Origin of the sequence: Ensifer sp. Root142 (genome assembly GCF_001426785.1) — a bacterium.
Taxonomy (GTDB): domain Bacteria; phylum Pseudomonadota; class Alphaproteobacteria; order Rhizobiales; family Rhizobiaceae; genus Ensifer; species Ensifer canadensis.
Map to the genome: position 1 here is coordinate 568,636 of NZ_LMFK01000012.1, position 23,398 is coordinate 592,033.

A 23,398-nucleotide genomic window follows, 5' to 3' on the forward strand; every position below is an offset into this window, starting at 1 on the left:
CTTGTTGTACAAACGAATAAATGACGGGTGAGAGCGTGTCCGGAAAGCTTGTTGTTATCGGTGGCGGTCAGGCCGCCTTTGCGTTGGTCGCCAAACTGCGGGCGTTGAAGGACGAAAGACCGATCACCATCGTCGCGTCCGAGGCAAGCCTGCCCTATCAGCGTCCGCCACTTTCCAAGAAATACCTGCTTCGCGAGATGAGCCTTGATCGACTGCTTTATCGGGCGGAAGCCTGGTACGGCGAGCATGATGTCGACATCAGGCTGTCGACCACGGTGACGGATCTCGACCGAGATGCCAGCCGCGTGATGCTGAGCGACGGCACGTCGCTCGACTATGAGACGCTCGCGTTTGCAACCGGCGCCACCCCCCGTCGGTTGCCAGCCTCGGTCGGCGGCGATCTCGACGGCGTTTTCACCGTCCGCGACTTCAGGGATGCCGATCTGCTGGCTGAAGAGATGAAGCCGGGCAGGCGGGCGCTCGTCGTCGGCGGCGGCTATATCGGCCTTGAGGCCGCGGCCGTTGCACGAACGCTCGGGCTTGAGGTGACGGTCATCGAGATGGCCGACCGCATCCTGCAACGCGTCGCCTCCGCGGCGACGTCAGGCATCGTTCGAGAAATCCATCGATCGCGCGGTGTCGATATTCGCGAGGGAACAGGGCTCAACCGGCTGGTTGGCGAGAATGGCCGCGTTACCGGCGTCGAGCTTTCCGACGGGTCGGTGCTTCCGGTCGACCTCGTCATCGTCGGTATCGGCGTGACCGCCAACGACCACCTGGCGCACGACGCCGGTCTTGAAACCGCCGGCGGCATCGTCGTCGACAGCCACGGCCGCACCTCCGACCCGGCGATTTTCGCGATGGGCGATTGCGCCGTTCAGCCCTGGGGCAACATGCGCATCCGCCTCGAATCGGTTCAGAACGCCGTGGATCAGGCCGAGGCTGTTGCCGCCGTCATTGCCGGCGGTGTCGAGCCTTATGCGCCCAAGCCCTGGTTCTGGTCGGACCAGTACGATGTGAAGTTGCAGATCGCCGGCTTTGGCCTCGGCCACGACGAAACCATCGTTCGCCCCGGCCAGCGCGAGGGCAGCGTTTCGGTCTGGTATTTCCGCGAGGGCAAGCTTCTGGCCGTCGACGCGATCAACGACGCCAAGGCCTATGTCACCGGCAAGAAGCTGCTGGAGACGGGTATTCATCCGGACAGGGCCGTCATTGCCGATCCGCAATCGGATCTGAAGGCGCTTCTGGCCCAGGCTTAGAGCCTGTCGCGCAAAAGTGCGTAGCGGATTTGCGACATCGACAGGCGAAAACAGGGGCTTGAAGCGCACCAAGCGAATTCTACAGCGCCGCGCGTCTTATTAGACGCGCAAAGGTCGCTGTAGCACTTTGAATTGCTGCATGTTTTTATCCTTATATCGAAGACGATTTAAGGAAACATGCAGTAGAGACCCCGATGCGCTTTAGCGGTGTGACCGTCACAGCGTCATTGGGCCGCTTCGAAATCTTTAACTACAAGGCGTTGGCATTTCAGCCTTCGTTAAGGACGAAAGCAACGTCCTGTTTCGAAACGGACGTTGCGACCTGACTTTTCACAATTCCTTAAACGGCACGACGCCAACAGAAGCGATGAACCGGAAGTGGGCGTTCCATTTCCGGACCAGAAATTTCATTTAGGCGTTTGGCGATGTTCAAGGTTCTTACATGCCTCGTGGTCGAGCATGACCCAAAGCTGGTCGTGCTCGCCGCCCTCATCTGCTTCCTGTCGAGCTACGGTGCCGTGACCTTGCTTCAGCGAGGACGCGCATCCGCAGGCAAGGCGCGGGCGATATGGGCCGTGGCTGCCGGCATCGCCAGTGGCTTCGGCATCTGGGCGACCCACTTCATCGCCATGCTTGCCTACGACCCAGGCGTCGTGCTCGGCTATCAGATCGATCTGACGGCCCTGTCGCTTGCCGTCGCGGTCGTTCTGACGACGATGGCACTGCTGATTGCGACCTATGCGCAGGGACCTGTCGCCTGGATCGCCGGCGGCATCGTCCTCGGTTTCGGCGTCGCCTGCATGCACTTCCTCGGCATGGCGGCGCTCGATGTTCCAGGTACCATCCGCTGGGACTGGACGCTCGTCGTCGCCTCCGTCTTTGCCGGCTCCCTGTTCGATATCGGCGCCTTGCGGGCCATCACACACATCGATCGGCCGTTGAAAGCCAAAATTCTGGCGACGCTGTTCATGACGCTCGGTATCGTCGCCTTGCACTTCACGGCGATGGGTGCGGTGACGATCGAAGCCGATTTGCTGCTGCCGTCGCCCGAGGGGATGATACAGCCGCATTTTCTTGCTTTCGTCATCGCCGGAACCGCTTTCTTCCTGCTAACCATGGTCTTGCTTGCCGCAGGCTTTGCGCACCATGCCGAGCTTTCCGCCGCCGCCTCCGAGCGCGAATTCGCCCGCTTCGTGAAAAGCGTCAAGGACTACGCCATCTACATGCTCGACGCAAAAGGCCGCGTCGCGAGCTGGAATGCCGGAGCCGAAGCCAACAAGGGCTATACTGCCGACGAAATCGTCGGCAAGAGTTTCGGATGCTTCTATTCTCCCGAGGATCAGCGGGCAGGCGTACCGCAACAGGCGCTCGACGAAGCCTATGCCAACGGCAAGTTCGAGTGTGTAGGCTGGCGCTATCGCAGGGATGGCACGCGCTTCTGGGCGCATGTCGTGATCGACCCGTTCCTGCATGAGGATGGCACGCATGCGGGCTTCATCAAGATCGTCAAGGACATCACCAAGGAAAAGGTCGACGCCGACCGCATCGCCGAAGTGAGCAAGAATCTCGACATTGCGCTTGAGAACATGTCGCAGGGCATCTGCCTCTTCGACAGCGGCGACCGCCTGCTGCTATCCAACCGGCGCTGCCGCGAGATCTTCGGCTTCTCGGAGACGCTGGCCGGAAAGGGCCTGACGTTCCGCCAGATCCTCGACGAGGTTTTTGCCCGAACCTATTCCGATCCGGTCATCGCCCGGGCGAAATCGGAAGAACTCTATCAGAGGCACCGCGTCGACATGGTCGGCAAGGGCGGTGGCGACATCGTCGAAAAGCTGCCGAACGGTCGCTCGATCCTGACCAAGCACCGCACCCTCGCGGATGGCGGCTGGGTCAGCACCTACGAGGACATCACCGAGCGCCTGGACAGCGAGGAGCAGATTTCGTTCCTCGCTCGCCATGACAGCCTGACGGGCCTCCCGAACCGGCTGCAGTTCAGCAGCTATCTAGAGGAGGAACTCGATGCGGCCGCCTGGTTCTCGCGCAAGGTCGCGGTGATCGGTCTCGACCTCAATAAGTTCAAGGAAGTCAACGACCTGCATGGCCATGCTGCCGGCGATTTCGTGTTGGTGACGATTGCCCAGCGGATGAAGTCGCTGTTGCAGGAGGGCGAGTTCGTGGCCCGCTTCGGCGGCGACGAGTTCGCGGCCGTCAAGCGCTTCGAGGAATTGTCCGAACTCAACGACTTCCTCCGCCGCATCGAGAAAAGCCTGCATGAAGAAATGCGCTTCGGCGACTTCGAGTTGAAGTCCGGTGGCAGCATGGGTGTCGCGATCTATCCGCAGGACGCCGAGACGGCCGACACGCTGATCAACAATGCCGACCTTGCGATGTACCGCGCCAAGGCCGCGCTGAACCAGAGCGTCTGCTTCTACGAAGTGTCGATGGATGAGGCTGCACGCCAGCGCCGCAGCCTTGCCAACGATCTGTGGGATGCGATCGAGAAGAATCAGTTGGCGTTGCACTACCAGGTCCAGAAGTCGGTGATGTCAGGTGACGTCATCGGTTATGAGGTGCTTCTGCGCTGGCACCATCCCGAGCGCGGTATGGTGCCTCCGAACGAGTTCATTCCGCTGGCGGAAGAATGCGGCGCGATCCTGCCGATCGGCGAATGGGTTCTGCGCGAGGCCTGCCGCGAAGCCGCGGGCTGGCAGAGCACCCACAAGATCGCCGTCAATCTTTCGCCGGTGCAGCTTGCCAATGGTGACATCGTCAGCCTGGTCGAGGACGTGATTTCCGAGACCGGGCTCGACCCGAAGCGGCTGGAACTCGAAATCACGGAATCGACGATCATCGACGACAAGGAGCGCGCGCTCCTGACCCTTCGCCAGATCAAGGAGCTTGGGGTCACCATCGCGATCGACGACTTCGGCACCGGCTATTCGTCGCTCGAGACGCTGCGGTCCTTCCCGTTCGACAAGATCAAGCTCGACAAGAGCTTCATGTGGGAGGTGGAAGCAAGTCCGCAGGCAAAGGCGATCGTGCGCGCCATCCTCGCACTCGGGCAGAGCCTCTCGGTTCCTGTTCTCGCCGAAGGCGTCGAGACGCAGACGCAGCTCGATATCCTGCAGGCGGAAGGCTGTGACGAAGCGCAGGGTTACCTGCTCGGCAGACCAGCACCGATCTCAAGTCTCGCCATGGGCAAGGTGAAAGTGGCGGCCGCCTGACGGTCGCCGCCGCCTGCACGACACGGCGGCCCGGCAAACATCATTGAGGCTATTTCCAGGAAAAGTGCGATGCGATTTTCCACCAGGAAACGCGTAAAGACAACGAGCTGGAACGCTTTTGGGACTCTGTTTAAGCGCGGAAGCGCTCTGTAGGCGGGAATGCACCTACTGGCGCAGAAGCATCTTTCCCGCACCTTCGACAAGGAAGCGCGGGAAGAAGAAGATGCCGTGGATCGTACCGGAATAGCGTTCTTCGAGGCCCGAGGATTCGCCGATGCAGAACACCGGCTGCTTGTGGCCGGATTCGAGGCTGATCGTCGTCGAGAAGCAGAAGGACGAACACGTGGTTGCCGCCTGCTCAAAAAGCTCGAGCACGTGGTTGCGGTCGGCGAGGTCGTAGCAGCGCACGAAATTGAGCAGCCCGCATTCGCTCTCGTTGAGACCGTGGATCGCGGACGCCTTCTCGCCAAGCCGGAACAGGCCCGTCGACAGGTCGCCCGACCAACCTTCGGAAACGCAGAACTGTTCCAGGAATTCCTGATGCGGGAGACCGGAATGCATCTGTCCCGGAACACCGAGGGGAACTGAATTTGTTCTCGTGATCTTAAACACGGTCTACCCCAGCACGACCCCTGGCGAATGTCGTCTTCCCACCAGGCAGGCCCATCCCCAATATACAACCCTCGCCAGCCATCGACCCATAGCAGGAAGAACACGCACGATAGTCGTTTGCGTCTTTCTGTACGGAAAGGTCACGAAACTGTGACGTAGCTCGCCAAGCGAAATGATTTCGCAGGAAAGGCCGGCTTAATTTGCGATGAAATACTTATATGCTTTGCGTGATGTTCTCAAAGAGAGCTTGGACACACAGTTAATATGAAAAGTTTGAGCGATTTTTCGCTCGCTTTAGGCCCACCATCCAGTCTCTCGTGAATCTCTGTCCACTTGGGGCGGTGTTATAGTTCGTTTTTTCTCGACTTCAACGCTTTTTTAGTGCCGCCGCAGCTACCGGGTAATTTTTCCTGCGGACAGCTTTGACGTGCACGTTAGATGCAACCGCAGGATTATCGCAAAAACGAGAAAGGGCGACCCGAGGGTCGCCCTTTCCGATCCGAATGGATCATCGTGGATCTGCTTGAACAGGTCCGCGATAAGGCTGGCGCCCTATCACATCATGTCCATGCTGCCCGTTCAGCGCGCTTGACGCGCTGAACCGCTCTTAGTGCATGGGCAAAGCTTTATGGACAATGCTGCGATTGGGCTGGCGCCCTATCACATCATGTCCATGCCGCCCGTTCAGCGCGCTTGACGCGCTGAACTGCTCTTGGTGCATGGGCGAAGCTCTATGGACAATGCTGCGATTGGGCTGGCGCCCTATCACATCATGTCCATGCCGCCCATGCCGCCCATGCCGCCCGGCATCGCCGGCGAGTCCTTCTTCGGCAGTTCGGCGATCATGGCTTCCGTCGTAACGAGAAGGCCAGCAACCGAAGCCGCGTCCTGAAGGGCGGTGCGAACAACCTTGACCGGGTCGATGATGCCCATGGCAATCATGTCGCCATATTCGCCGGTCTGGGCGTTGTAGCCGAAGTTGTCCTGGTCCTTGTCGAGGATCTTGCCGACAACGATCGAAGCTTCGTCACCAGCGTTCTCAGCGATCTGGCGGGCCGGAGCCTGCAGAGCGCGACGAACGATGTTGATGCCGGCTTCCTGGTCGTCGTTCACACCCTTGACGGTGATCTTGACGGAAGAACGCAGCAGGGCAACGCCGCCGCCCGGTACGATGCCTTCCTGAACAGCAGCGCGCGTCGCGTTGAGAGCGTCGTCGATGCGGTCCTTCTTTTCCTTCACTTCAACTTCCGTCGAGCCGCCAACGCGGATTACGGCAACGCCGCCAGCGAGCTTGGCAAGACGTTCCTGCAGCTTTTCGCGGTCGTAGTCAGAAGTGGTTTCTTCGATCTGAGCCTTGATCTGCGAAACGCGGCCTTCGATGTCGCTCTTCTGGCCAGCACCGTCGACGATCGTGGTGTTTTCCTTGGAGATCGAAACCTTCTTCGCACGGCCGAGCATGTCGAGCGTGACGTTTTCGAGCTTGATGCCGAGGTCTTCGGAGATCACGGTACCACCGGTCAGGATGGCGATGTCTTCGAGCATGGCCTTGCGGCGATCGCCGAAGCCCGGAGCCTTGACGGCAGCGATCTTCAGGCCGCCACGCAGCTTGTTGACGACGAGCGTAGCAAGAGCTTCGCCTTCGACGTCTTCAGCGATGATGAGGAGCGGCTTGCCGGTCTGAACGACAGCTTCGAGAACCGGGAGCATGGCCTGGAGGTTCGAGAGCTTCTTCTCGTGGAGGAGAACGAAGACGTCGTCGAGGTCAGCGACCATCTTTTCCGGGTTGGTGACGAAGTAGGGGCTGAGGTAGCCACGGTCGAACTGCATGCCTTCGACGACTTCGAGTTCGGTTTCGGCGGTCTTGGCTTCTTCAACCGTGATGACGCCTTCGTTGCCGACCTTCTGCATCGCTTCTGCGATGTCGAGGCCGATCTGACGCTCGCCGTTTGCCGAGATCGTGCCGACCTGTGCGACTTCTTCCGAAGTGTTGATCTTCTTGGCCTTGGCCTGGAGATCCTTGACGACTTCGGTGACAGCGAGGTCGATGCCGCGCTTCAGGTCCATCGGGTTCATGCCGGCAGCAACAGCCTTGGCGCCTTCGCGAACGATCGCCTGGGCCAGAACGGTTGCAGTCGTGGTGCCGTCGCCGGCGATGTCGTTGGTCTTCGAAGCAACTTCGCGGACCATCTGGGCGCCCATGTTTTCGAACTTGTCTTCAAGTTCGATTTCCTTGGCAACTGATACGCCGTCCTTGGTGATGCGCGGAGCGCCGAAGGACTTGTCGATGATGACGTTACGGCCCTTCGGGCCGAGCGTGACCTTTACGGCGTCAGCGAGGATATCGACGCCACGCAGCATCTTTTCGCGCGCGGTGCGGCCGAATTTGATTTCTTTTGCAGCCATTTGAGAAAACTCCCGGGCTCATTGCCCATTGGTTGTCATGAAAAGGTGTGGACGACGGCAGATCAGCCGATGATGCCCATGATGTCGGCTTCCTTCATGATGAGAAGGTCTTCGCCGTTGATCTTGACTTCGGTGCCCGACCACTTGCCGAACAGAACGCGGTCGCCAGCCTTGACGTCGAGAGCAACAACCTTGCCGCTTTCGTCACGGGCGCCCGAGCCAACAGCGACGATTTCGCCTTCCTGCGGCTTTTCCTTAGCGGTGTCCGGAATGATGATGCCGCCCTTGGTCTTTTCCTCAGACTCGACGCGGCGGACGACAACGCGGTCGTGCAGCGGGCGGAAATTGGTGCTTGCCATTAGTCTAATCCCTCGATCAAATGACACTACGGATCGCTCAACGACCCGATGGATGGGTGTTAGCACTCTCTTTTGTCGAGTGCTAGCGAGGCCGAGATAAGGCTGGGTCCGGGACGAGTCAAGGATTGGCCGTTCAAAAAATTTCAGGCGACATGATTATCGGCGGCTGATGACAGGCAACGAACGGCGGCCGGGCCGGAACGTTTGCCTGCCTATTGCATGAAGCGGTCGGAATTTGGGCAGATCCGATATCGAGGATTTGCCTGGTCTCGCTGCCCGATCCGGTTGTTATCATGAGCCTCGGGGTCGGCAGGCCCTGACGCTGATGTCCCGTGGACCGTCTCCTCGGCATGAGGGAGGGGCGGGCGCCGAATCCTTGGGAATGGCGGCGATTTTCTAGGCGCGAGGCTTGTATTCTCGGCCCTTCCTTGCCATGCAAGCCGGAAACCGAGTTTGCAGGAAGCCCGCATGGCCGCAAGGATCAACAGTTTTCGGGAAATCGCAGGGCGCTATGACGTCGTGCTCTGTGACGTCTGGGGTGTTCTCCACAACGGCGTTCAGGCGTTTGCGTCGGCCTGCGAGGCCCTGGCGGAAGCGCGTGCAGCAGGGCTTACGGTTGTCCTCATCACCAATTCTCCCCGGCCAAGCCCCAGCGTCAAGGTACAGATCCGCGGGCTGGGCGTTCCCGATGAAGCCTATGATCGCATCGTCACGTCGGGCGATGTGACCCGCACCTTGATCGCCGCAGCCGACAAGAAGATTTTCTTCATCGGCGCCGAACGCGATCTGCCGTTGCTCGAAGGGCTCGGCACCGAGATCGTCTCGTCGGAAGATGCAGAGACCGTCGTCTGCGCCGGCTTCTACGACGATGAAACCGAAACGCCGGAGCACTATCGCGCGACGCTGACCGGACTTGCCAAGCGCAAGATCCCGTTCATCTGCGCCAATCCGGACCTGGTGGTCGAGCGCGGCCACCGGCTGATCCCCTGTGCCGGCGCCATCGCCAAGCTTTACGAGGAGCTCGGCGGCGAAGCCCGGATCGCCGGAAAGCCCTATATCTCCATCTACCGTGCCGCGCTGACGGAAGCCAAGGCCGTTCGCGGTCCACTCGATCTGTCGCGTGTCATCGCCGTCGGCGACGGTATGCCGACCGATGTCAAGGGCGCCCAGGATGCCGGCTTCGATCTGCTTTACATCAGTGCCGGTATTCACGCGCAAGAATACATGAACGAAAGCCGCACCGACGAGGCGAAGCTTACTGCCTTCCTGAGGAAGGAAGGTGCTTCGCCGAAGTGGTGGATGCCCAGGCTCGCCTGACGGGAAGATCGAGATGACGGTTTTTCATCGCAACGAAACCCGCGACCCGCTGCCCGAGCGTCTGCGTGGCGGCGTTGTCGCCATCGGCAATTTCGACGGTGTTCACCGCGGCCACCAATCCGTGCTGGAGCGAGCGCTGGAAGAAGCCGCGGCACGCGGCGTTCCCGCACTGGTGTTGACCTTCGAGCCGCATCCGCGCACGGTCTTTCGGCCAGACACGCCGGTCTTCCGGCTGACGCCCGCACCGCTGAAAGCCCGTATCCTCGAAGGCATGGGGTTTGGCGCCGTCATCGAATACCCGTTCGATCGCACCTTCTCCGAACTTTCCGCGTCCGATTTCATCCATCGGGTGCTCCTGGAGTGGCTGCATGCCTCGCATGTGGTCACCGGGTTCGATTTCCATTTCGGCAAGGGGCGCGAAGGCGGTCCCGCCTTTCTGATGGCGGCGGGCGGCGAAAACGGCTTCGGCGTCACCCTGGTCGACGCCTTCCGCGATGAGAATGCCTCGGTGATCTCCTCGAGCTTCATTCGCTCGCTGCTCGGCCAGGGCGACGTTTCTCACGCGGCCGGCTTGCTCGGCTATCGCTACACGGTCGAGGCCGAAGTAATCGACGGCAAAAAACTCGGGCGGACCCTCGGCTATCCCACGGCCAACATGCGTCTACCGCCCGAGGTCGAACTTAGAACCGGCATCTATGCCGTGCGCTTCCGCCGGGCTGACGGCTCGCTCTATGATGGCGTTGCCAGCTTTGGCCGGCGTCCGACCGTCGACAGCGACGGCGAGGCGTTGCTTGAAACCTTCGTCTTCGATTTTTCCGGCGATCTCTACGGCGAGGTCTGTTCGGTTTCGTTCTTCGGCCACCTGCGCGACGAGCTGAAGTTCGACGGGCTCGACCCGCTGGTGGCGCAGATCCGAAAGGACGAAGACGAGGCGAGGGCGTTGCTCTCCGGCGTCACGCCCTTGAGCGATATCGATCGCCGGATCAACTTCGCCTAAAGAAATCCGTCGCGCCGAAGCGGCGGACCTTTTCAAAAGGCCGAAAACGCCTTAAACAACCGGCCACCATGACCCGGCACCGTCGACTGACCATCGATCAGCGAATTATTGGCCCGGCTTTCCGCGCGCACTAGGCCGCCGGAAGGTCCGGGATTTCGGCGTTTCCAACGCCTCAGTCATCTCTGGAGCGCCGCGCGTCTCTTGGACACGCTAAGGTAGCTCGAACACTTTGAAGCTGCGCATGATCCTTTTCCGAAAATCGATCCCGATTTCAGGGTTATGCGCCGGATACCGAACCCTTTCGCATGCGCGATGATCCGCGCGGAAAAGACGATTGCAAAGACCATGACAGATACCGCTGAGAAGATCGACTATTCCTCCACCCTCTATCTGCCGCAGACGGAGTTTCCGATGCGTGCCGGCCTGCCGCAGAAGGAGCCCGAAACGGTTTCCCGCTGGCAGAAGATGGGTCTCTACAAGAAGCTGCGTGCCTCGGCCGCCGGTCGCGAGAAATTCGTGCTGCATGACGGCCCTCCCTACGCCAACGGCAACATCCATATCGGCCATGCGCTGAACAAGATCCTCAAGGACGTCATCAACCGCTCGTTCCAGATGCGCGGCTTCGACGCCAACTACGTGCCGGGCTGGGATTGCCACGGCCTGCCGATCGAATGGAAGATCGAGGAGAAGTATCGCGAGAAGGGCCAGAACAAGGACGAGGTCCCGGTTAACGAGTTCCGCAAGGAATGCCGCGACTTCGCTGCGGGCTGGATCCAGATCCAGGCGGAAGAGTTCAAGCGCCTCGGCATTGAGGGCGACTTCGACAACCCCTATACGACGATGAACTTCCACGCCGAAGCCCGCATCGCCGGCGAACTGATGAAAATCGCCAAGATGGGGCAGCTCTATCGCGGCTCCAAGCCGGTGATGTGGTCGGTCGTCGAGCGCACGGCGCTGGCCGAAGCCGAAGTCGAATATGCCGACGTCGAAAGCGACATGATCTGGGTGAAGTTCCCGGTCACCGAAGGCTCGGCAGATCTTGCAGGCACCTTCGTCGTGATCTGGACGACCACACCCTGGACGATCCCCGGCAACCGCGCCATCGCCTTCTCCTCGCGTTACGCCTATGGTCTCTACGAGGTTGCGACTGCAGAGAACGATTTCGGTCCGCAGCCCGGCGAAAAGCTGATCTTCGCCAAACGTCTGGCAGACGAGTCCGCCGCCAAGGCGAAGCTCACCTTCAATTTCGTCCGCGACATCGAGGGCGCTGAACTGGCCGCCGTCACCTGCGCCCATCCGCTGCATGGGCTGGGTGGCGGTTACGCGTTCAAGGTGCCGTTGCTCGATGGCGACCATGTCACCGACGACGCCGGCACCGGCTTCGTGCACACGGCGCCGAGCCACGGCCGCGAGGACTTTGACGCCTGGATGGACAATGCCCGCGCGCTTGAAGCCCGCGGCATCTCCTCGGCAATTCCGTTCACCGTCGACGACGCCGGTTATTTCACCGCCGACGCCCATGGCTTCGGCCCGGACGCCGAAGGTGGCGCCGGCCGCGTGCTCGACGACAAGGGCAAGAAGGGCGATGCCAATGATCGCGTCATCAAGGCGCTGATCGCCCGTCACGCGCTGTTTGCCCGCGGCCGTCTGAAGCATTCCTATCCGCATTCCTGGCGTTCCAAGAAGCCGGTGATCTTCCGCAACACGCCGCAGTGGTTCGTCTACATGGACAAGGGCTTCGGCGACGGCACCACGCTGCGCTCGCGCGCCCTGTCGGCCATCGACGATACCCGCTTCGTCCCCGGCGCCGGCCAGAACCGCCTGCGTGCGATGATCGAGGGACGTCCGGACTGGGTGCTCTCGCGCCAGCGTGCCTGGGGCGTTCCGATCGCGATCTTTGCCGACGAGCAGGGCGAGATCCTTGTCGATGAGGCCGTCAACGCCCGCATTCTCGAAGCCTTCGAGCAGGAAGGCGCCGATGCCTGGTTCGCCGAAGGTGCCAAGGATCGCTTCCTCGGTAATGACCACGACCACGAGAAGTGGCACCAGGTCATGGACATTCTCGACGTCTGGTTCGATTCAGGCTCGACGCATACCTTCACGCTCGAAGATCGTCCGGATCTGAAGTGGCCGGCTGACGTCTATCTCGAAGGCTCCGACCAGCACCGCGGCTGGTTCCATTCGTCGCTGCTCGAATCCTGCGCAACGCGCGGCCGTGCGCCCTACAACGCCGTTGTCACTCATGGTTTCACCATGGATGAGAAGGGCGAGAAGATGTCGAAGTCGAAGGGCAACACCGTCACGCCGCAGGAAGTGATGAAGGATGCCGGCGCCGACATCCTGCGCCTCTGGGTGATGACGACGGACTATTGGGAAGATCAGCGCCTCGGCAAGACGATCATCCAGACCAACATCGACGCCTATCGCAAGCTGCGCAATACCATCCGCTGGATGCTGGGCACGCTGGCGCACGACAAGGGCGAGGAAGTCGCCCACGCCGAGCTGCCCGAGCTGGAAAAACTGATGCTGCATCGCCTGGCCGAACTCGACCAGGTCGTTCGTGAAGGTTATGACGCGTTCGACTTCAAGAGGATCGCCCGCGCTCTGATCGATTTCTCGAACGTCGAACTCTCCGCGTTCTATTTCGACGTGCGCAAGGATGCGCTCTATTGCGACGCACCGTCGAGCCTTCGTCGCCGGTCGGCGCTTGCGGTGATCCGCAAGCTGTTCGATTGCCTGGTGCTGTGGCTCGCGCCGATGCTGCCCTTCACCTGCGAAGAAGCATGGCTGTCGCGCAAGCCTGACGCTGTCTCGGTCCATCTCGAGCAGTTCCCGGCGATCCCGGCGGAATGGAAGAACGACGCCCTCGAGGCGAAGTGGGAAAAGATCCGCGCGGTGCGCACGGTCGTGACCGGGGCGCTTGAAATCGAGCGTCGCGAGAAGCGTATCGGCTCGTCGCTGGAGGCGGCTCCCGTCGTCTACATCGCCGATCCGGAGCTGTTGAAGGCGCTCGAAGGCGAAGACTTCGCCGAGATCTGCATCACGTCGGCGATCACCGTCGAGGCGGGCGAGGGCCCTGCCGACGCCTTCCGTCTGCCTGAGGTCGCCAAGGTTGGCGTCGTTCCGGAGGCCGCCGTTGGCCGCAAGTGCGCCCGCTCCTGGCGGATCACGACCGATGTCGGTTCGGATGCACTCTACCCTGAGGTGTCTGCCCGCGATGCCGCCGCCCTGCGGGAACTTGGCTTCAAGGCTTAAGGGATCATTTACCGGATGAATTGCGCTTACCGCATTCATCCGGTAAAACCTGCCCGAAATTTGGCGGATTTATCCGCCATGGCGCTGAGTGGCCGCGCACGTGACGGTGGCCGGTTAGAAGGAATTTCATGGAAATGACGCGAGAGTTGCGACTGTTTGCTAGCGTTGCCGCCATTATGACGAGCGGCCTGGTACTTTCCGGCTGCATCGGCGGTCCGACCTACGGCACCGACAAATCGGCTGGCGAGCAGTTGATCGACGATCTCGGAAGCGCTGTGAGCTTTACCCCGACGAAGCGTGATCCGGTCAAGTACCAGCCGCGCCCCGGCCTGGTGCTGCCGCCTACCGGCCAGCAGACCGCCCTCGTGGAGCCGCAGAAGTCGCTCGCCAGTCGCGAAGCCAATCCGGAGTGGGTCGAATCTCCGGAAGAGGCGCGCAACCGTCTGCGCGAAGAAGCCGACGCCAACAAGGACAACCCAAACTACGTCTCGCCACTCGCAAAGGCCAGCGCCAATGGCCGCCGCCTTTCGGCCAAGGAGCAGCAGCAAGCCTATCGCGACGCGCGCAAGATCGAGATGGGTGCCTACGCCGACAAGCGCCGCTTCCTGAGCGATCCGCCGCTCGAATACCGCCGCCTTCCGGAAGCTTCGGAAGCCGACCTTGGTGAGCCGGAAAAGCTCAAGGAGCGCCGCCGCAAGAAGGAAGCGCAGATCAAGAATTCCGGCAGCAAGTGGTACTGGCCCTTTTAAACCATGACGATCAGCATTCGCGACGCGCGACCGGAAGACGCGGAAACCATCCTGCGCTTCATCACAGAACTGGCCACCTACGAGAAGGCGCCCGACGAAGTCGAGGCGACGGTCGAGCAGTTGCAGGCCTCGCTCTTTGGCCCGGATGCGCTCACCCGTGCGGTGATCTGCGAGAAGGACGGAAAGCCGGCTGGCTTTGCCATGTGGTTCTACAACTACTCCACCTGGCAGGCGCGCAAGGGGCTTTATCTCGAAGACCTCTACGTAACGCCGGATTGCCGCGGCTCCGGCGCGGGCAAGATGCTGTTGAAGCATCTCGCCAAGATCGCCGTCGAGGAAGGCTGTGGTCGTTTCGAATGGAGCGTGCTCGATTGGAACGAGCCGGCAATCCGCGTTTACGAAGCCGTCGGCGCCGAACCGATGTCGGAGTGGACGCGCTACCGGCTTGCGGGTGCGGCGCTAGAGTCTTTCGCAGCCGGCTGAGAGTTCGCTCACTTAGCGTTTCCCGGCAAAAAAATCCCTGAGAATGTCAGCGGCTTCGCGCTCGGCAAGCCCGGAATAGACATCGGGCACGTGGTGGCATGTCGGCGAGCCGTAAAAGCGCACGCCGCTATCGACCGCGCCACCCTTGGGGTCTTCGGCGCCGTAGTAGAGGCGACGGATGCGGGCAAAGGAAATCGCTGCCGCGCACATGGTGCAGGGCTCCAGGGTGACATAGAGGTCGGCGCCCGTCAGCCGTTCGTCGTTGAGCACCATGGACGCTTCGCGGATCGCAACGACCTCGGCATGGGCGGTGATATCGTTGAGTTCGCGGGTTCGGTTTCCGGCGCGCGCGATGATCTCGCCGTTGAAAACGACGACGGCGCCGATCGGCACCTCGCCACGTTGGCCCGCCTTTTTGGCCTCTTCGAGGGCCGCATCCATGAAGCGTGTCGTATCAGCCATCGCTCAAACAATAATTTCTCTTAACCCACGGGCTCCGACCTGATAGGACAGCCGCAAAAGGCAGGCAACACAAATGACATCCAAAGACAAGCCCACGCGGCCTGGCGGCAAGCCCGCTGGCCGGGACAAGAAACCTCAATTCGCTGGCAAGAAGGCGGCAGCGCCTGAAGCCGGTGCCTCGCGGCCGCCCAAGGCAGGCCCGAAGCCCGCCGCCGCAAGCAGCGACGAGCCGCAGCGCATCTCCAAAATCCTGGCGCGCGCCGGCGTTGCCTCGCGCCGCGATATCGAACGCATGATCATGGAAGGTCGGGTGAAGCTCAACGGCGTCATTCTCGACACGCCTGTTGTCAACGCGACACTGGCCGACAGCATCGAAGTCGACGGAAATCCGATCCGCGGCATCGAGCGCACCCGTCTGTGGCTCTACCACAAGCCGGCCGGACTGGTGACCACCAATGCCGACCCGGAGGGCCGCCCGACGGTCTTTGACAACCTGCCGGACGAGCTGCCGCGCGTTCTATCGATCGGCCGCCTCGACATCAACACCGAAGGCCTGCTGCTTTTGACCAACGACGGCGGGCTTGCCCGCGTGCTCGAACTTCCGTCGACCGGCTGGCTGCGCCGCTACCGCGTGCGCGCCCATGGCGAAATCGACCAGGACGAACTGGACAAGCTGAAGGACGGCATTGCCGTCGACGGCGTGCTTTACGGCGGCATCGAAGCGACGCTCGACCGTGTGCAGGGTTCGAACGTCTGGATCACGATGGGTCTGCGCGAAGGCAAGAACCGTGAGATCAAGAACGTGCTCGGCGCGCTCGGGCTCGACGTCAACCGCCTTATCCGTATCTCCTACGGCCCGTTCCAGCTCGGCGAATTGCCGGAAGGCCATGTGCAGGAAATCCGTGGCCGGACGCTGCGCGACCAGCTCGGCCCGCGCCTGATCGAAGACGCCAAGGCGAACTTCGACGCGCCGCTCTACAACGATCAGTCGGCAACCCTTCCTGGCGAAGCGCCGGAAGGCGAAGCCTCCGACACCCGCAAGCCCGAGCGTGCCAACCGCTGGGAAAAGCCGGAAGACAAGCGCGAGCGCGCGCTTTCCCGTCTTGATACCCGTCGTGACGACCGCCGCGACGGTGGCCGTGGCAAGGATGGGCCGCGTGGTAAGGAAGGTCCCCGCGGCAAGGGTGGCCCCCGCGAAGAGCGCGGCGACGCCAAGTTCGAGGATCGGCCGAAGCGCACGCCGGCGCAACGCGCCCGCACGGCCAATGTGTGGATGGCGCCCGGTGCGCGTCCGCTGGCCGAGAAGAAGCCGAAGTCCGCTGAAGGCGATGCCTCGGCAACGCCGGCCCGTCGCGAGCGCCCGGATGGCGCTCCGAAGACCAAACGCTACGGCCGCACGAAGGATGGATTTGCGACGAAGTCATCCGGCAAGTTCGATCCCGACCGCAAGGGCGGTGCGCCCAGGGACTTCGACCGTCCGGCTTCCGCCGCACCGGTCAAGCGCCGGGATGAAGAGGGCGAATGGATCAGCGCCAGCGAACCCGCACGCCGCGGCAAGGATGAAGGCCGTGATGGCGGCTTCGGCCGGCGCAAGTCGGGCGATGCCGGAGACCGCAGGTCGCGCGATCACGGTGATCGTCCCCCGCGTCGCGAAGGCGGCGATCGGCCGGCCCGTTCAGAAGGAGGACCGCGCAGCTTCTCCGACAAGCCGCGGTTCCCGCGCGCTGAAGGCGACCGGCCTGCACGTCGCGAAGATGGCGACCGCCCACGTGGCGATCGGCCTGCCCGCGCCGAAGGTGGTCCGCGCAGCTATTCCGACAAGCCGAGAACCCCGCGCGCCGAGGGCGATCGTCCGCCACGCCGCGAAGGCGGTGACCGCCCGTTCGGCGATAAGCCTCGCGGTAAGTCCTTCGGTGGCAAGCCATCCGGCGGCAAATCCTTTGGTGAACGCTCGGGTGGTCCGCGTGGCGGCAAGCCCGGTGGCGGAAAACCGGCTGGCGGCGGCGGCAGGCCCGGTGGTGGCGGCCGTCCCGGTGGCGGTGGGCGCCCGGCCGGCGGCAAGCCGCGCGGCAGAGGAAACTAAGCGGTCGTGCGCATTGTCGGCGGAGAGTTCCGTGGCCGCAGTCTGGCTACGCCCAAGTCGAATGATATCCGTCCGACCACCGACCGGACGCGCGAAAGCCTGTTCAACATCCTGAGCCATTCGTATCCGGAGGCTCTCGATGGCACCCGGGTGCTGGATCTTTTTGCCGGCACCGGAGCCGTGGGCCTCGAGGCCCTGTCGCGGGGGTGCCGTCAGGCACTCTTCGTCGAACAGGGCGTCGAGGGCAGGGGTCTCCTGCAGAACAATATCGAGGCGTTCGGCCTGCAAGGTCGCGCCAAGGTCTTCCGCAGGGATGCGACCAGCCTCGGTTCCGTCGGCACGATGGAGCCGTTCCACCTGGTCTTTGCAGATCCACCCTACGCGATGGGATTGGGAGAGAAGGCGTTGGCGTCGGCGGCTCTCGGCAATTGGCTGGTTCCGAATGCCCTTGTCGTGCTGGAGGAGCGTGCCGACGTTCAGCCTGCGCCAACAGCCGTTTTCGAGCGGCTGGACGTCAGGGTGTTCGGCGATACACGCATGCATTTCTACCGCTTCCGTGGCGTCTGACGTCACACTTTTGATTCGCTTGCAAAGTTAGACTGCCGGCTGAACTGAGGTGCAGGTCGATGAAGCAGGACGTTTCCACCGCGGATATTTCGCCGGTCAGCGCGAGCGAACCGTCGGTCGCGCTGGCGCTTGGCGGCGGCGGTGCCCGCGGGCTCGCCCATATCCATGTCATCGAGGCTTTCGACGAGTTGGGCATTCGCCCTGTTGTCATCGCCGGCTCGTCGATCGGCGCCATCATGGGCGCCGGTATGGCGGCGGGCCTCAGCGGCAAGGAAATCCGGGAACACACGCTTGCGACGGTTGGCCACCGCCGCGAGGTCGTCAATCGCCTGTGGCAGTTGCGACCGGCTAGCTGGTCGGAAGCGATGACCAACGGCTTTCGTTTCGGTCAGTTCAACATCGAGCGCGTCTTGAAGGCGTTCCTGCCCGAAGCCATCCCCGCGACGTTTTCAGAACTGGATATTCCGCTCAAAGTTGTCGTTACCGACTACTATGGCCAGACCGAGCACATCTGCGCGACAGGCGACCTGCAGAAGGCGCTGGCGGCGTCCGCAGCCCTGCCTGCGGTCTTCATGCCGGTCAAGATCGACGGCCGGGTGATGATCGATGGCGGCATCTACAATCCCATCCCCTTCGATCATCTTCGCGGCCTTGCTGAGATCGTCGTCGGCGTCGATGTCGTCGGCGGCCCGGACGGTGATGGCGAGACGATCCCCAGCCGCATCGACAGCCTGTTCGGCGCCAGCCAGCTGATGATGCAGTCGATCATCGCCATGAAACTGAAGGAAGGTGCGCCGGATATCCTGCTGCGGCCGGATGTCGGCCGCTATCGGGTGATGGATTTTCTGCGCGCAAAGGAAGTCCTGGCGGCGACCGCCGGCATCAAGGATCAGTTCAAGCGGACGCTTGAGGAGCGAATGAAGGTGGCCGGCGTCTCCGGATAAGGCTGTCGGCCGGTCGCCGTTTCTGTTAGAGCGACAGAGCCGCAGAAACGCTCTATCTCCCTATTTTAACACATTGCCTGACGGAAAACCGCTTCGCCTTTTCCTGGAAATGTTCTAGGCGCTTTCCCGCTCGTCAGCCGGCAATCCCGGCAGGATGCTCTCGCCCGTTTCCGAGGAATGATCGACGTCGCGCTTGGGCTTGACCAGCGGCTCGGGACGCACGGGCTGCGAATGCAGCATGTCGCGCCCGGCGGTGATGCCCTCTGCCTCCTGCAGCACCAGGCGGGCCTCGTCGCGCTTGCGGATATCGTCCATGATGGCGAGCGCCTCTTCGTTGCCGACGCCCAGCGCCTCCAGCGTCTTTCGACCGAAGAGCAGGCCGGACTCGAAGGTTTCGCGCAGCTCGTAGTCGACGCCCTTCGCCCTCAGTTCGAGCGTATGCAGCCGGTCGTAGGATCGCGCGAAGATACGGGCGTCCGGATATTCGGCCTGAACCAGATCGACGATCCGGTCGGTCGTTTCCTTCTTTTGCGTGCAGATGGCGATGAGCTTCGCCCGCTCGATGCCGGCGGCACGCAGCACGTCGAGCCGGTTGCCGTCGCCGAAGTAGATCCGGAAGCCGAAGGTCGCCGCCTGGCGAACACGCGCGGCCGAGTGGTCGATGATCGTCACGTCGCGACCGCCGGCAAGCAGGATCTGCGCGGCGATCTGGCCGAAACGCGAAAAGCCGATCATCAGCACGTCGGCATCAGCACCTTCGAAGTCCTCCTCCATTTCGTCGGCCATCTCGTCCTGTTCGCGCATGAGGCGCGGGGCGAGCATGGAGGCGATCGGGGTCAGCGCCATCGAAAGCGTAACGATGGCGACGAGCAGCGATGCGCTGCCCGGCGAGAAGACGCCAGCGACCGCTCCAGCAGTAAACAGGACGAAGCCGAATTCGCCGCCTTGCGGCAAGAGCAAGCTGACGCGCACCGCATCGTTGTGATGCGAGGCGGCCAGGCGGCAGAGCCAGTAGAGGATGAAGCTCTTCACCAGCATCAGCAGAGGTACGGCAACAATGATCACCAGGTAATTGTCGATGATCACGTCAAGTTGCAGCGACAGGCCCACGGCCATGAAGAACAGGGCTTGCAGGATGCCGCGAAAGGGCTCGATATCGGCCTCAAGTTCATGGCGATAGGAGGATTCTGCCAGGAGCACGCCGGCAAGGAAGGCGCCCATGGCCATGGAAAGGCCGGCCATCTGCATCAGCGTTGCCGCTCCCATGACCACCAGCAGGGCGGCGGCAATCATCACGTCGCGCGCGCCGGTTCGGGCGATGATCTGGAACAGTGGGTTGAGTAGATAGCGGCCTGCGGCCACAAGGACCGCAACCGCTGTGATGGCGATGGCAAAGTCTTCGAGTGGCGGCGTCGTATCCTCCGGCGCTTGCGCCGCCAGAAGCGGGATCAGCGCAAGCAGCGGGACAATCGCCAGATCCTGCAGCAGAAGGATCGAGAAGGCGCGTTGGCCGAAGCGCGTATTGCGGTCGTTGCCCTCATCGAGAATCTGCATGGCAAAGGCCGTGGACGACAGCGCTAAGCCGAAGCCGGCGACGATGCTTCCGGCATGATCGAGCAGTCCGGTCAGGGCGATCCCGTAGGACAGGACCACACCGGTGATGAGGACTTGCGCCGTGCCGAGACCGAAGATGTCGCGCCGCAGCTGCCAAAGCCGCGACGGCTTCAGTTCCAGCCCGATGATGAAGAGCAGGAAGACGACGCCGAGTTCGGAACCGTGCAGGATCTCTTCGCCATCGGTGATGCTCTGGGCAACCGGGCCGATCAGGATCCCGGCCGCGAGATAGCCGAGGATCGTGCCAAGCCCGAGACGCTTGAACAGTGGCGCCGCGATGACTGCGCCCCCGAGCAATATCAACGCCTGGGAGTAGATGATCGGGGTCGTCGTCATGCTGATTGCTTTCGATATGGCCTCGTCCTGCCCAGGCAGGCAGAGGTTTCGGCGGGAGTGTCATTGCAGTGTATGGGGCAGTGTATGGGCGGGAATCATGCCAATGCCCTTGATGCATGCTTCAGTGCACAATAAATGGGGCAGGAATGAAAGGCCACATCATGTCAGAAACGATCGATTCCGCCTCCCTCGAAAAACGCGCCGCCGAACTGGTGGATCTTGCCCGCAAGGCAGGTGCCGACGCCGCTGACGCCGTCGTCGTTCGCGGGCGCTCCCGTTCCGTCTCGGTTCGCCTCGGCAAGGTCGAAGCAACCGAAGCATCCGAAAGCGACGACTTCTCGCTGCGCGTCTTTGTCGGCAACCGCGTCGCCAGCGTTTCGGCCAATCCCGGGTTCGACCTGAAGGTGCTCGCCGAGCGGGCCGTGGCGATGGCCAAGGCATCGCCCGAAGATCCCTTCGCTTCGCTTGCCGATCCGGACCGGCTGGCGAAATGCTACCCGGATCTCGAGCTTTTCGACGATCGCGAAGTTTCGACGGACGCCCTGACCGAGGCGGCACTCGCCGCGGAAGAGGCTGCCCTTGCGGTGTCTGGTGTCACCAACTCCAGCGGCGCAGGTGCCTCCGCCGGCATGGGCGGGCTCGTGCTCGTGACCTCGCATGGTTTCTCCGGCTCCTACATGGCGACCCGCTTCGGCCGTTCGGTGAGCGCGATTGCCGGCGAAGGCACGAAGATGGAGCGCGACTACGACTACGACAGCCGCATCTACTTCGACGAATTGCGTGCTGCCGAAGAAATCGGCCGGCTTGCGGGCGAGCGTGCCGTCGCGCGGATCAACCCCCGCCAGGTGCCGACTGCCAGGAATGTCACTGTTGTTTTCGATCCGCGCATGGCGCGCGGCTTCGTCGGGCATATCGCCGGCGCCATCAACGGCGCATCCGTCGCGCGCAAGACCAGTTTCCTGCGCGATATGATGGGCAAGCAGGTCATGAAGGCCGGCCTGTCGGTGACGGACGACCCCTTGATCGTCCGTGGCTCCTCTTCGCGTCCGTTCGACGGCGAAGGCGTCAGCGGCTCCAAGCTGACGATGGTCGAGGATGGCGTGCTGAACCATTGGTTTCTGTCGACCTCCGCGGCGCGCGAACTCGGTCTTGAGACCAACGGCCGCGGCGTGCGCGGCGGCCCGACGGTCAATCCGGCTTCCACCAACCTGGCGCTCGAACCGGGTTCGGTTTCACGCGAAGACCTGATCCGCAGTGTCGGAACCGGCTTCTACGTGACCGAGCTGATCGGCCAGGGCGTCAATATGGTGACCGGCGAATATAGCCGCGGCGCCTCAGGCTTCTGGATCGAGAACGGTGAGCTGACTTTTGCCGTGTCCGAGGTCACGATCGCGTCCAACCTCAAGCAGATGTTCATGGCGATCACGCCGGCCGACGACATCGACAGGAAGTTCGGCGTTGCCGCACCGACACTCGCCATCGAAGGCATGACGCTCGCCGGCCTCTGAGCTGCTGACGTCGATGCCATGACAAAAACGTTCGGCCGTATGCCGACGCATAAGGATTTGAATGTCAGACAAAGCACCATCGATCGCGACGTGGAAGGAGGATCTGGATCTGATCCTTTCCGCCGCGATCGCCGCCGGCGAAACGGCTTTGACTTACTTTCGGAACGAGCCCGATGTGCGCTGGAAAAACGAGGGGCGTTCGCCGGTCAGCGAGGCCGATATCGCCGCCAACGACATCCTTAGGGACCGCCTGCTGGGCGCCCGGCCGCACTACGGCTGGCTGTCGGAAGAGACGGACGACGATGAGAGCCGTCTCACCCGCGAAACGGTCTTCGTCATCGACCCGATCGACGGTACCCGCGCCTTCATCGCCGGCAAGGATCTCTGGTGCGTCAGCGTCGCTGTCGTCCACCGTGGCCTGCCGGTTGCCGGTGTGCTCTATGCGCCGGCGCTCGACGAGCTGTTTCAGGCAACCGTGGATGGTCCGGCGCTGAAGAACGGTGCGGGCATTCGCGTGCGCGACGTCCACGATGGCGAAGCGCTGCATGTGGCGGTCGCCGAAGACGTCGTCTCGGCCCTAGCACCGTCCTATCGCAACGGCATCGTGCGGGTACCGCATGTGCCTTCGCTCGCCTACAGGCTGGCAATGGTTGCGGACGGGCGGATCGACGGCACGGTGGTCAAGAAGAACTCACATGACTGGGATCTCGCCGCCGCCGACCTCATCCTCGAAAGGGCGGGCGGGGCGCTCAATACGCTTGAATCTCGGGCCCTGTCCTACAATCGCCCCAATGTCGTTCATGGGCTTCTTTGCGCGGCGTCGAAGGCGACGTTGCCGGGATTGCTTGCTGCCTCAAGGACCCTTGAGGGCCATTGACCTTTCTGGCCGAATGCCGCAAACCAACGCCCATACCCTAAAAAAAATGGAACTCCAATGGCTCACGACTCCGAGAAGAAACAACGTCTGCATTTGGTCTTTGGTGGTGAACTGACCACACTCACCGATGTTCATTTCCGTGACCTGGACAAGCTCGATATCGTCGGCATTTATCCTGACTACGAAAGCGCCCACATTGCCTGGAAGTCGAAGGCCCATATGACCGTCGACAACGCCCATATGCGTTATTTCATCGTTCACATGCATCGCCTGCTCGATCCGGAAAACGATTGATGCCGATGCCTTGGGCATGCGTGGCGCGTTCCCGCGCGCGCGCTGCGTCTGACCC

The 23,398-nt window shown here is 62.1% G+C and carries 18 protein-coding genes; 13 read left to right on the plus strand and 5 right to left on the minus strand.

Annotated elements, in window-relative coordinates:
• Window positions 1-20: 20 nt before the first annotated feature.
• Window positions 21-1,259, plus strand: a complete 1,239-nt coding sequence (locus tag ASD52_RS15270) for an FAD-dependent oxidoreductase (protein ID WP_038575919.1) — start codon at window positions 21-23, stop codon at window positions 1,257-1,259.
• Window positions 1,260-1,684: 425 nt separating this feature from the next.
• Window positions 1,685-4,483, plus strand: a complete 2,799-nt coding sequence (locus ASD52_RS15275) for an EAL domain-containing protein (protein WP_025426055.1) — start codon at window positions 1,685-1,687, stop codon at window positions 4,481-4,483.
• A gap of 165 nt (window positions 4,484-4,648) precedes the next feature.
• Here ASD52_RS15275 and ASD52_RS15280 read toward each other — a convergent pair whose 3' ends face one another.
• From ASD52_RS15280 to groES, 3 genes are all read right to left on the minus strand, one after another.
• Window positions 4,649-5,095 carry a hypothetical protein gene (locus tag ASD52_RS15280; RefSeq protein WP_025426056.1) on the minus strand — a complete coding sequence of 149 codons (447 nt, stop codon included), beginning with the start codon at window positions 5,093-5,095 and terminating at the stop codon, window positions 4,649-4,651.
• Between the two features lie 765 nt (window positions 5,096-5,860).
• Complete coding sequence (gene groL / locus ASD52_RS15285; protein WP_025426057.1) at window positions 5,861-7,498, minus strand: chaperonin GroEL; 1,638 nt, start codon at window positions 7,496-7,498, stop codon at window positions 5,861-5,863.
• Window positions 7,499-7,560: 62 nt separating this feature from the next.
• Window positions 7,561-7,857: a co-chaperone GroES gene (groES, locus tag ASD52_RS15290; protein WP_004675403.1), complete on the minus strand. Its 297-nt coding sequence runs from the start codon at window positions 7,855-7,857 to the stop codon at window positions 7,561-7,563.
• Between the two features lie 468 nt (window positions 7,858-8,325).
• Here groES and ASD52_RS15295 point away from each other — a divergent pair, with 468 nt between their 5' ends.
• The 5 genes from ASD52_RS15295 (at window position 8,326) to ASD52_RS15315 (ending at window position 14,658) form a co-directional block, all read left to right on the plus strand.
• Window positions 8,326-9,174: a TIGR01459 family HAD-type hydrolase gene (locus tag ASD52_RS15295; RefSeq protein WP_025426058.1), complete on the plus strand. Its 849-nt coding sequence runs from the start codon at window positions 8,326-8,328 to the stop codon at window positions 9,172-9,174.
• A 13-nt stretch (window positions 9,175-9,187) separates the two neighbouring features.
• Window positions 9,188-10,171, plus strand: coding sequence for a bifunctional riboflavin kinase/FAD synthetase (locus ASD52_RS15300; protein ID WP_025426059.1), 984 nt, complete (start codon window positions 9,188-9,190; stop codon window positions 10,169-10,171).
• A 345-nt stretch (window positions 10,172-10,516) separates the two neighbouring features.
• Window positions 10,517-13,426: an isoleucine--tRNA ligase gene (gene ileS, locus ASD52_RS15305; protein ID WP_025426060.1), complete on the plus strand. Its 2,910-nt coding sequence runs from the start codon at window positions 10,517-10,519 to the stop codon at window positions 13,424-13,426.
• Window positions 13,427-13,554: 128 nt separating this feature from the next.
• Window positions 13,555-14,175: a hypothetical protein gene (locus ASD52_RS15310; RefSeq protein ID WP_025426061.1), complete on the plus strand. Its 621-nt coding sequence runs from the start codon at window positions 13,555-13,557 to the stop codon at window positions 14,173-14,175.
• A 3-nt stretch (window positions 14,176-14,178) separates the two neighbouring features.
• Window positions 14,179-14,658, plus strand: a complete 480-nt coding sequence (locus ASD52_RS15315) for a GNAT family N-acetyltransferase (protein ID WP_025426062.1) — start codon at window positions 14,179-14,181, stop codon at window positions 14,656-14,658.
• 12 nt (window positions 14,659-14,670) lie between these two features.
• Here the strand turns inward: ASD52_RS15315 and ASD52_RS15320 are convergent, their stop codons facing one another.
• The gene (locus ASD52_RS15320; protein ID WP_025426063.1) at window positions 14,671-15,120 is read right to left on the minus strand and encodes a nucleoside deaminase; all 450 of its coding nucleotides are present in this window, start codon (window positions 15,118-15,120) and stop codon (window positions 14,671-14,673) included.
• A gap of 73 nt (window positions 15,121-15,193) precedes the next feature.
• On the opposite strand from ASD52_RS15320, the gene ASD52_RS15325 reads away from it, so the two are divergent.
• Genes ASD52_RS15325 through ASD52_RS15335 form a run of 3 tightly spaced genes read left to right on the plus strand, consistent with a single transcriptional unit; the run spans window position 15,194 to window position 18,714 of the window.
• Window positions 15,194-17,203, plus strand: a complete 2,010-nt coding sequence (locus tag ASD52_RS15325; protein WP_025426064.1) for a pseudouridine synthase — start codon at window positions 15,194-15,196, stop codon at window positions 17,201-17,203.
• A 6-nt stretch (window positions 17,204-17,209) separates the two neighbouring features.
• Window positions 17,210-17,770 carry a 16S rRNA (guanine(966)-N(2))-methyltransferase RsmD gene (gene rsmD / locus ASD52_RS15330; RefSeq protein WP_025426065.1) on the plus strand — a complete coding sequence of 187 codons (561 nt, stop codon included), beginning with the start codon at window positions 17,210-17,212 and terminating at the stop codon, window positions 17,768-17,770.
• 59 nt (window positions 17,771-17,829) lie between these two features.
• Window positions 17,830-18,714: a patatin-like phospholipase family protein gene (locus tag ASD52_RS15335; RefSeq protein ID WP_025426066.1), complete on the plus strand. Its 885-nt coding sequence runs from the start codon at window positions 17,830-17,832 to the stop codon at window positions 18,712-18,714.
• Window positions 18,715-18,828: 114 nt separating this feature from the next.
• On the opposite strand, the gene ASD52_RS15340 is transcribed toward ASD52_RS15335, so the two are convergent.
• The gene (locus ASD52_RS15340) at window positions 18,829-20,664 is read right to left on the minus strand and encodes a monovalent cation:proton antiporter-2 (CPA2) family protein (RefSeq protein WP_025426067.1); all 1,836 of its coding nucleotides are present in this window, start codon (window positions 20,662-20,664) and stop codon (window positions 18,829-18,831) included.
• Between the two features lie 161 nt (window positions 20,665-20,825).
• Between ASD52_RS15340 and ASD52_RS15345 the strand changes: the two genes are divergently transcribed.
• The 3 genes from ASD52_RS15345 (at window position 20,826) to ASD52_RS15355 (ending at window position 23,343) form a co-directional block, all read left to right on the plus strand.
• Window positions 20,826-22,172, plus strand: coding sequence for a TldD/PmbA family protein (locus ASD52_RS15345; protein ID WP_025426068.1), 1,347 nt, complete (start codon window positions 20,826-20,828; stop codon window positions 22,170-22,172).
• Between the two features lie 61 nt (window positions 22,173-22,233).
• Window positions 22,234-23,049, plus strand: coding sequence for a 3'(2'),5'-bisphosphate nucleotidase CysQ (locus ASD52_RS15350; protein WP_025426069.1), 816 nt, complete (start codon window positions 22,234-22,236; stop codon window positions 23,047-23,049).
• Window positions 23,050-23,106: 57 nt separating this feature from the next.
• On the plus strand, window positions 23,107-23,343 hold the full coding sequence (locus ASD52_RS15355; protein ID WP_025426070.1) for a DUF4170 domain-containing protein: 237 nt from the start codon (window positions 23,107-23,109) through the stop codon (window positions 23,341-23,343).
• The last annotated feature ends 55 nt before the right edge of the window (window positions 23,344-23,398 follow it).

Coding starts and splice junctions, on each gene's coding strand:
- ASD52_RS15270 (WP_038575919.1), top strand. CDS start 21: ATGACGGGTGAGAGCGTGTCCGGAAAGCTTGTTGTTATCGGTGGCGGT.
- ASD52_RS15275 (WP_025426055.1), top strand. CDS start 1,685: ATGTTCAAGGTTCTTACATGCCTCGTGGTCGAGCATGACCCAAAGCTG.
- groL (WP_025426057.1), bottom strand. CDS start 7,498: ATGGCTGCAAAAGAAATCAAATTCGGCCGCACCGCGCGCGAAAAGATG.
- groES (WP_004675403.1), bottom strand. CDS start 7,857: ATGGCAAGCACCAATTTCCGCCCGCTGCACGACCGCGTTGTCGTCCGC.
- ASD52_RS15295 (WP_025426058.1), top strand. CDS start 8,326: ATGGCCGCAAGGATCAACAGTTTTCGGGAAATCGCAGGGCGCTATGAC.
- ASD52_RS15300 (WP_025426059.1), top strand. CDS start 9,188: ATGACGGTTTTTCATCGCAACGAAACCCGCGACCCGCTGCCCGAGCGT.
- ileS (WP_025426060.1), top strand. CDS start 10,517: ATGACAGATACCGCTGAGAAGATCGACTATTCCTCCACCCTCTATCTG.
- ASD52_RS15310 (WP_025426061.1), top strand. CDS start 13,555: ATGGAAATGACGCGAGAGTTGCGACTGTTTGCTAGCGTTGCCGCCATT.
- ASD52_RS15315 (WP_025426062.1), top strand. CDS start 14,179: ATGACGATCAGCATTCGCGACGCGCGACCGGAAGACGCGGAAACCATC.
- ASD52_RS15320 (WP_025426063.1), bottom strand. CDS start 15,120: ATGGCTGATACGACACGCTTCATGGATGCGGCCCTCGAAGAGGCCAAA.
- ASD52_RS15325 (WP_025426064.1), top strand. CDS start 15,194: ATGACATCCAAAGACAAGCCCACGCGGCCTGGCGGCAAGCCCGCTGGC.
- ASD52_RS15335 (WP_025426066.1), top strand. CDS start 17,830: ATGAAGCAGGACGTTTCCACCGCGGATATTTCGCCGGTCAGCGCGAGC.
- ASD52_RS15340 (WP_025426067.1), bottom strand. CDS start 20,664: ATGACGACGACCCCGATCATCTACTCCCAGGCGTTGATATTGCTCGGG.
- ASD52_RS15345 (WP_025426068.1), top strand. CDS start 20,826: ATGTCAGAAACGATCGATTCCGCCTCCCTCGAAAAACGCGCCGCCGAA.
- ASD52_RS15350 (WP_025426069.1), top strand. CDS start 22,234: ATGTCAGACAAAGCACCATCGATCGCGACGTGGAAGGAGGATCTGGAT.
- ASD52_RS15355 (WP_025426070.1), top strand. CDS start 23,107: ATGGCTCACGACTCCGAGAAGAAACAACGTCTGCATTTGGTCTTTGGT.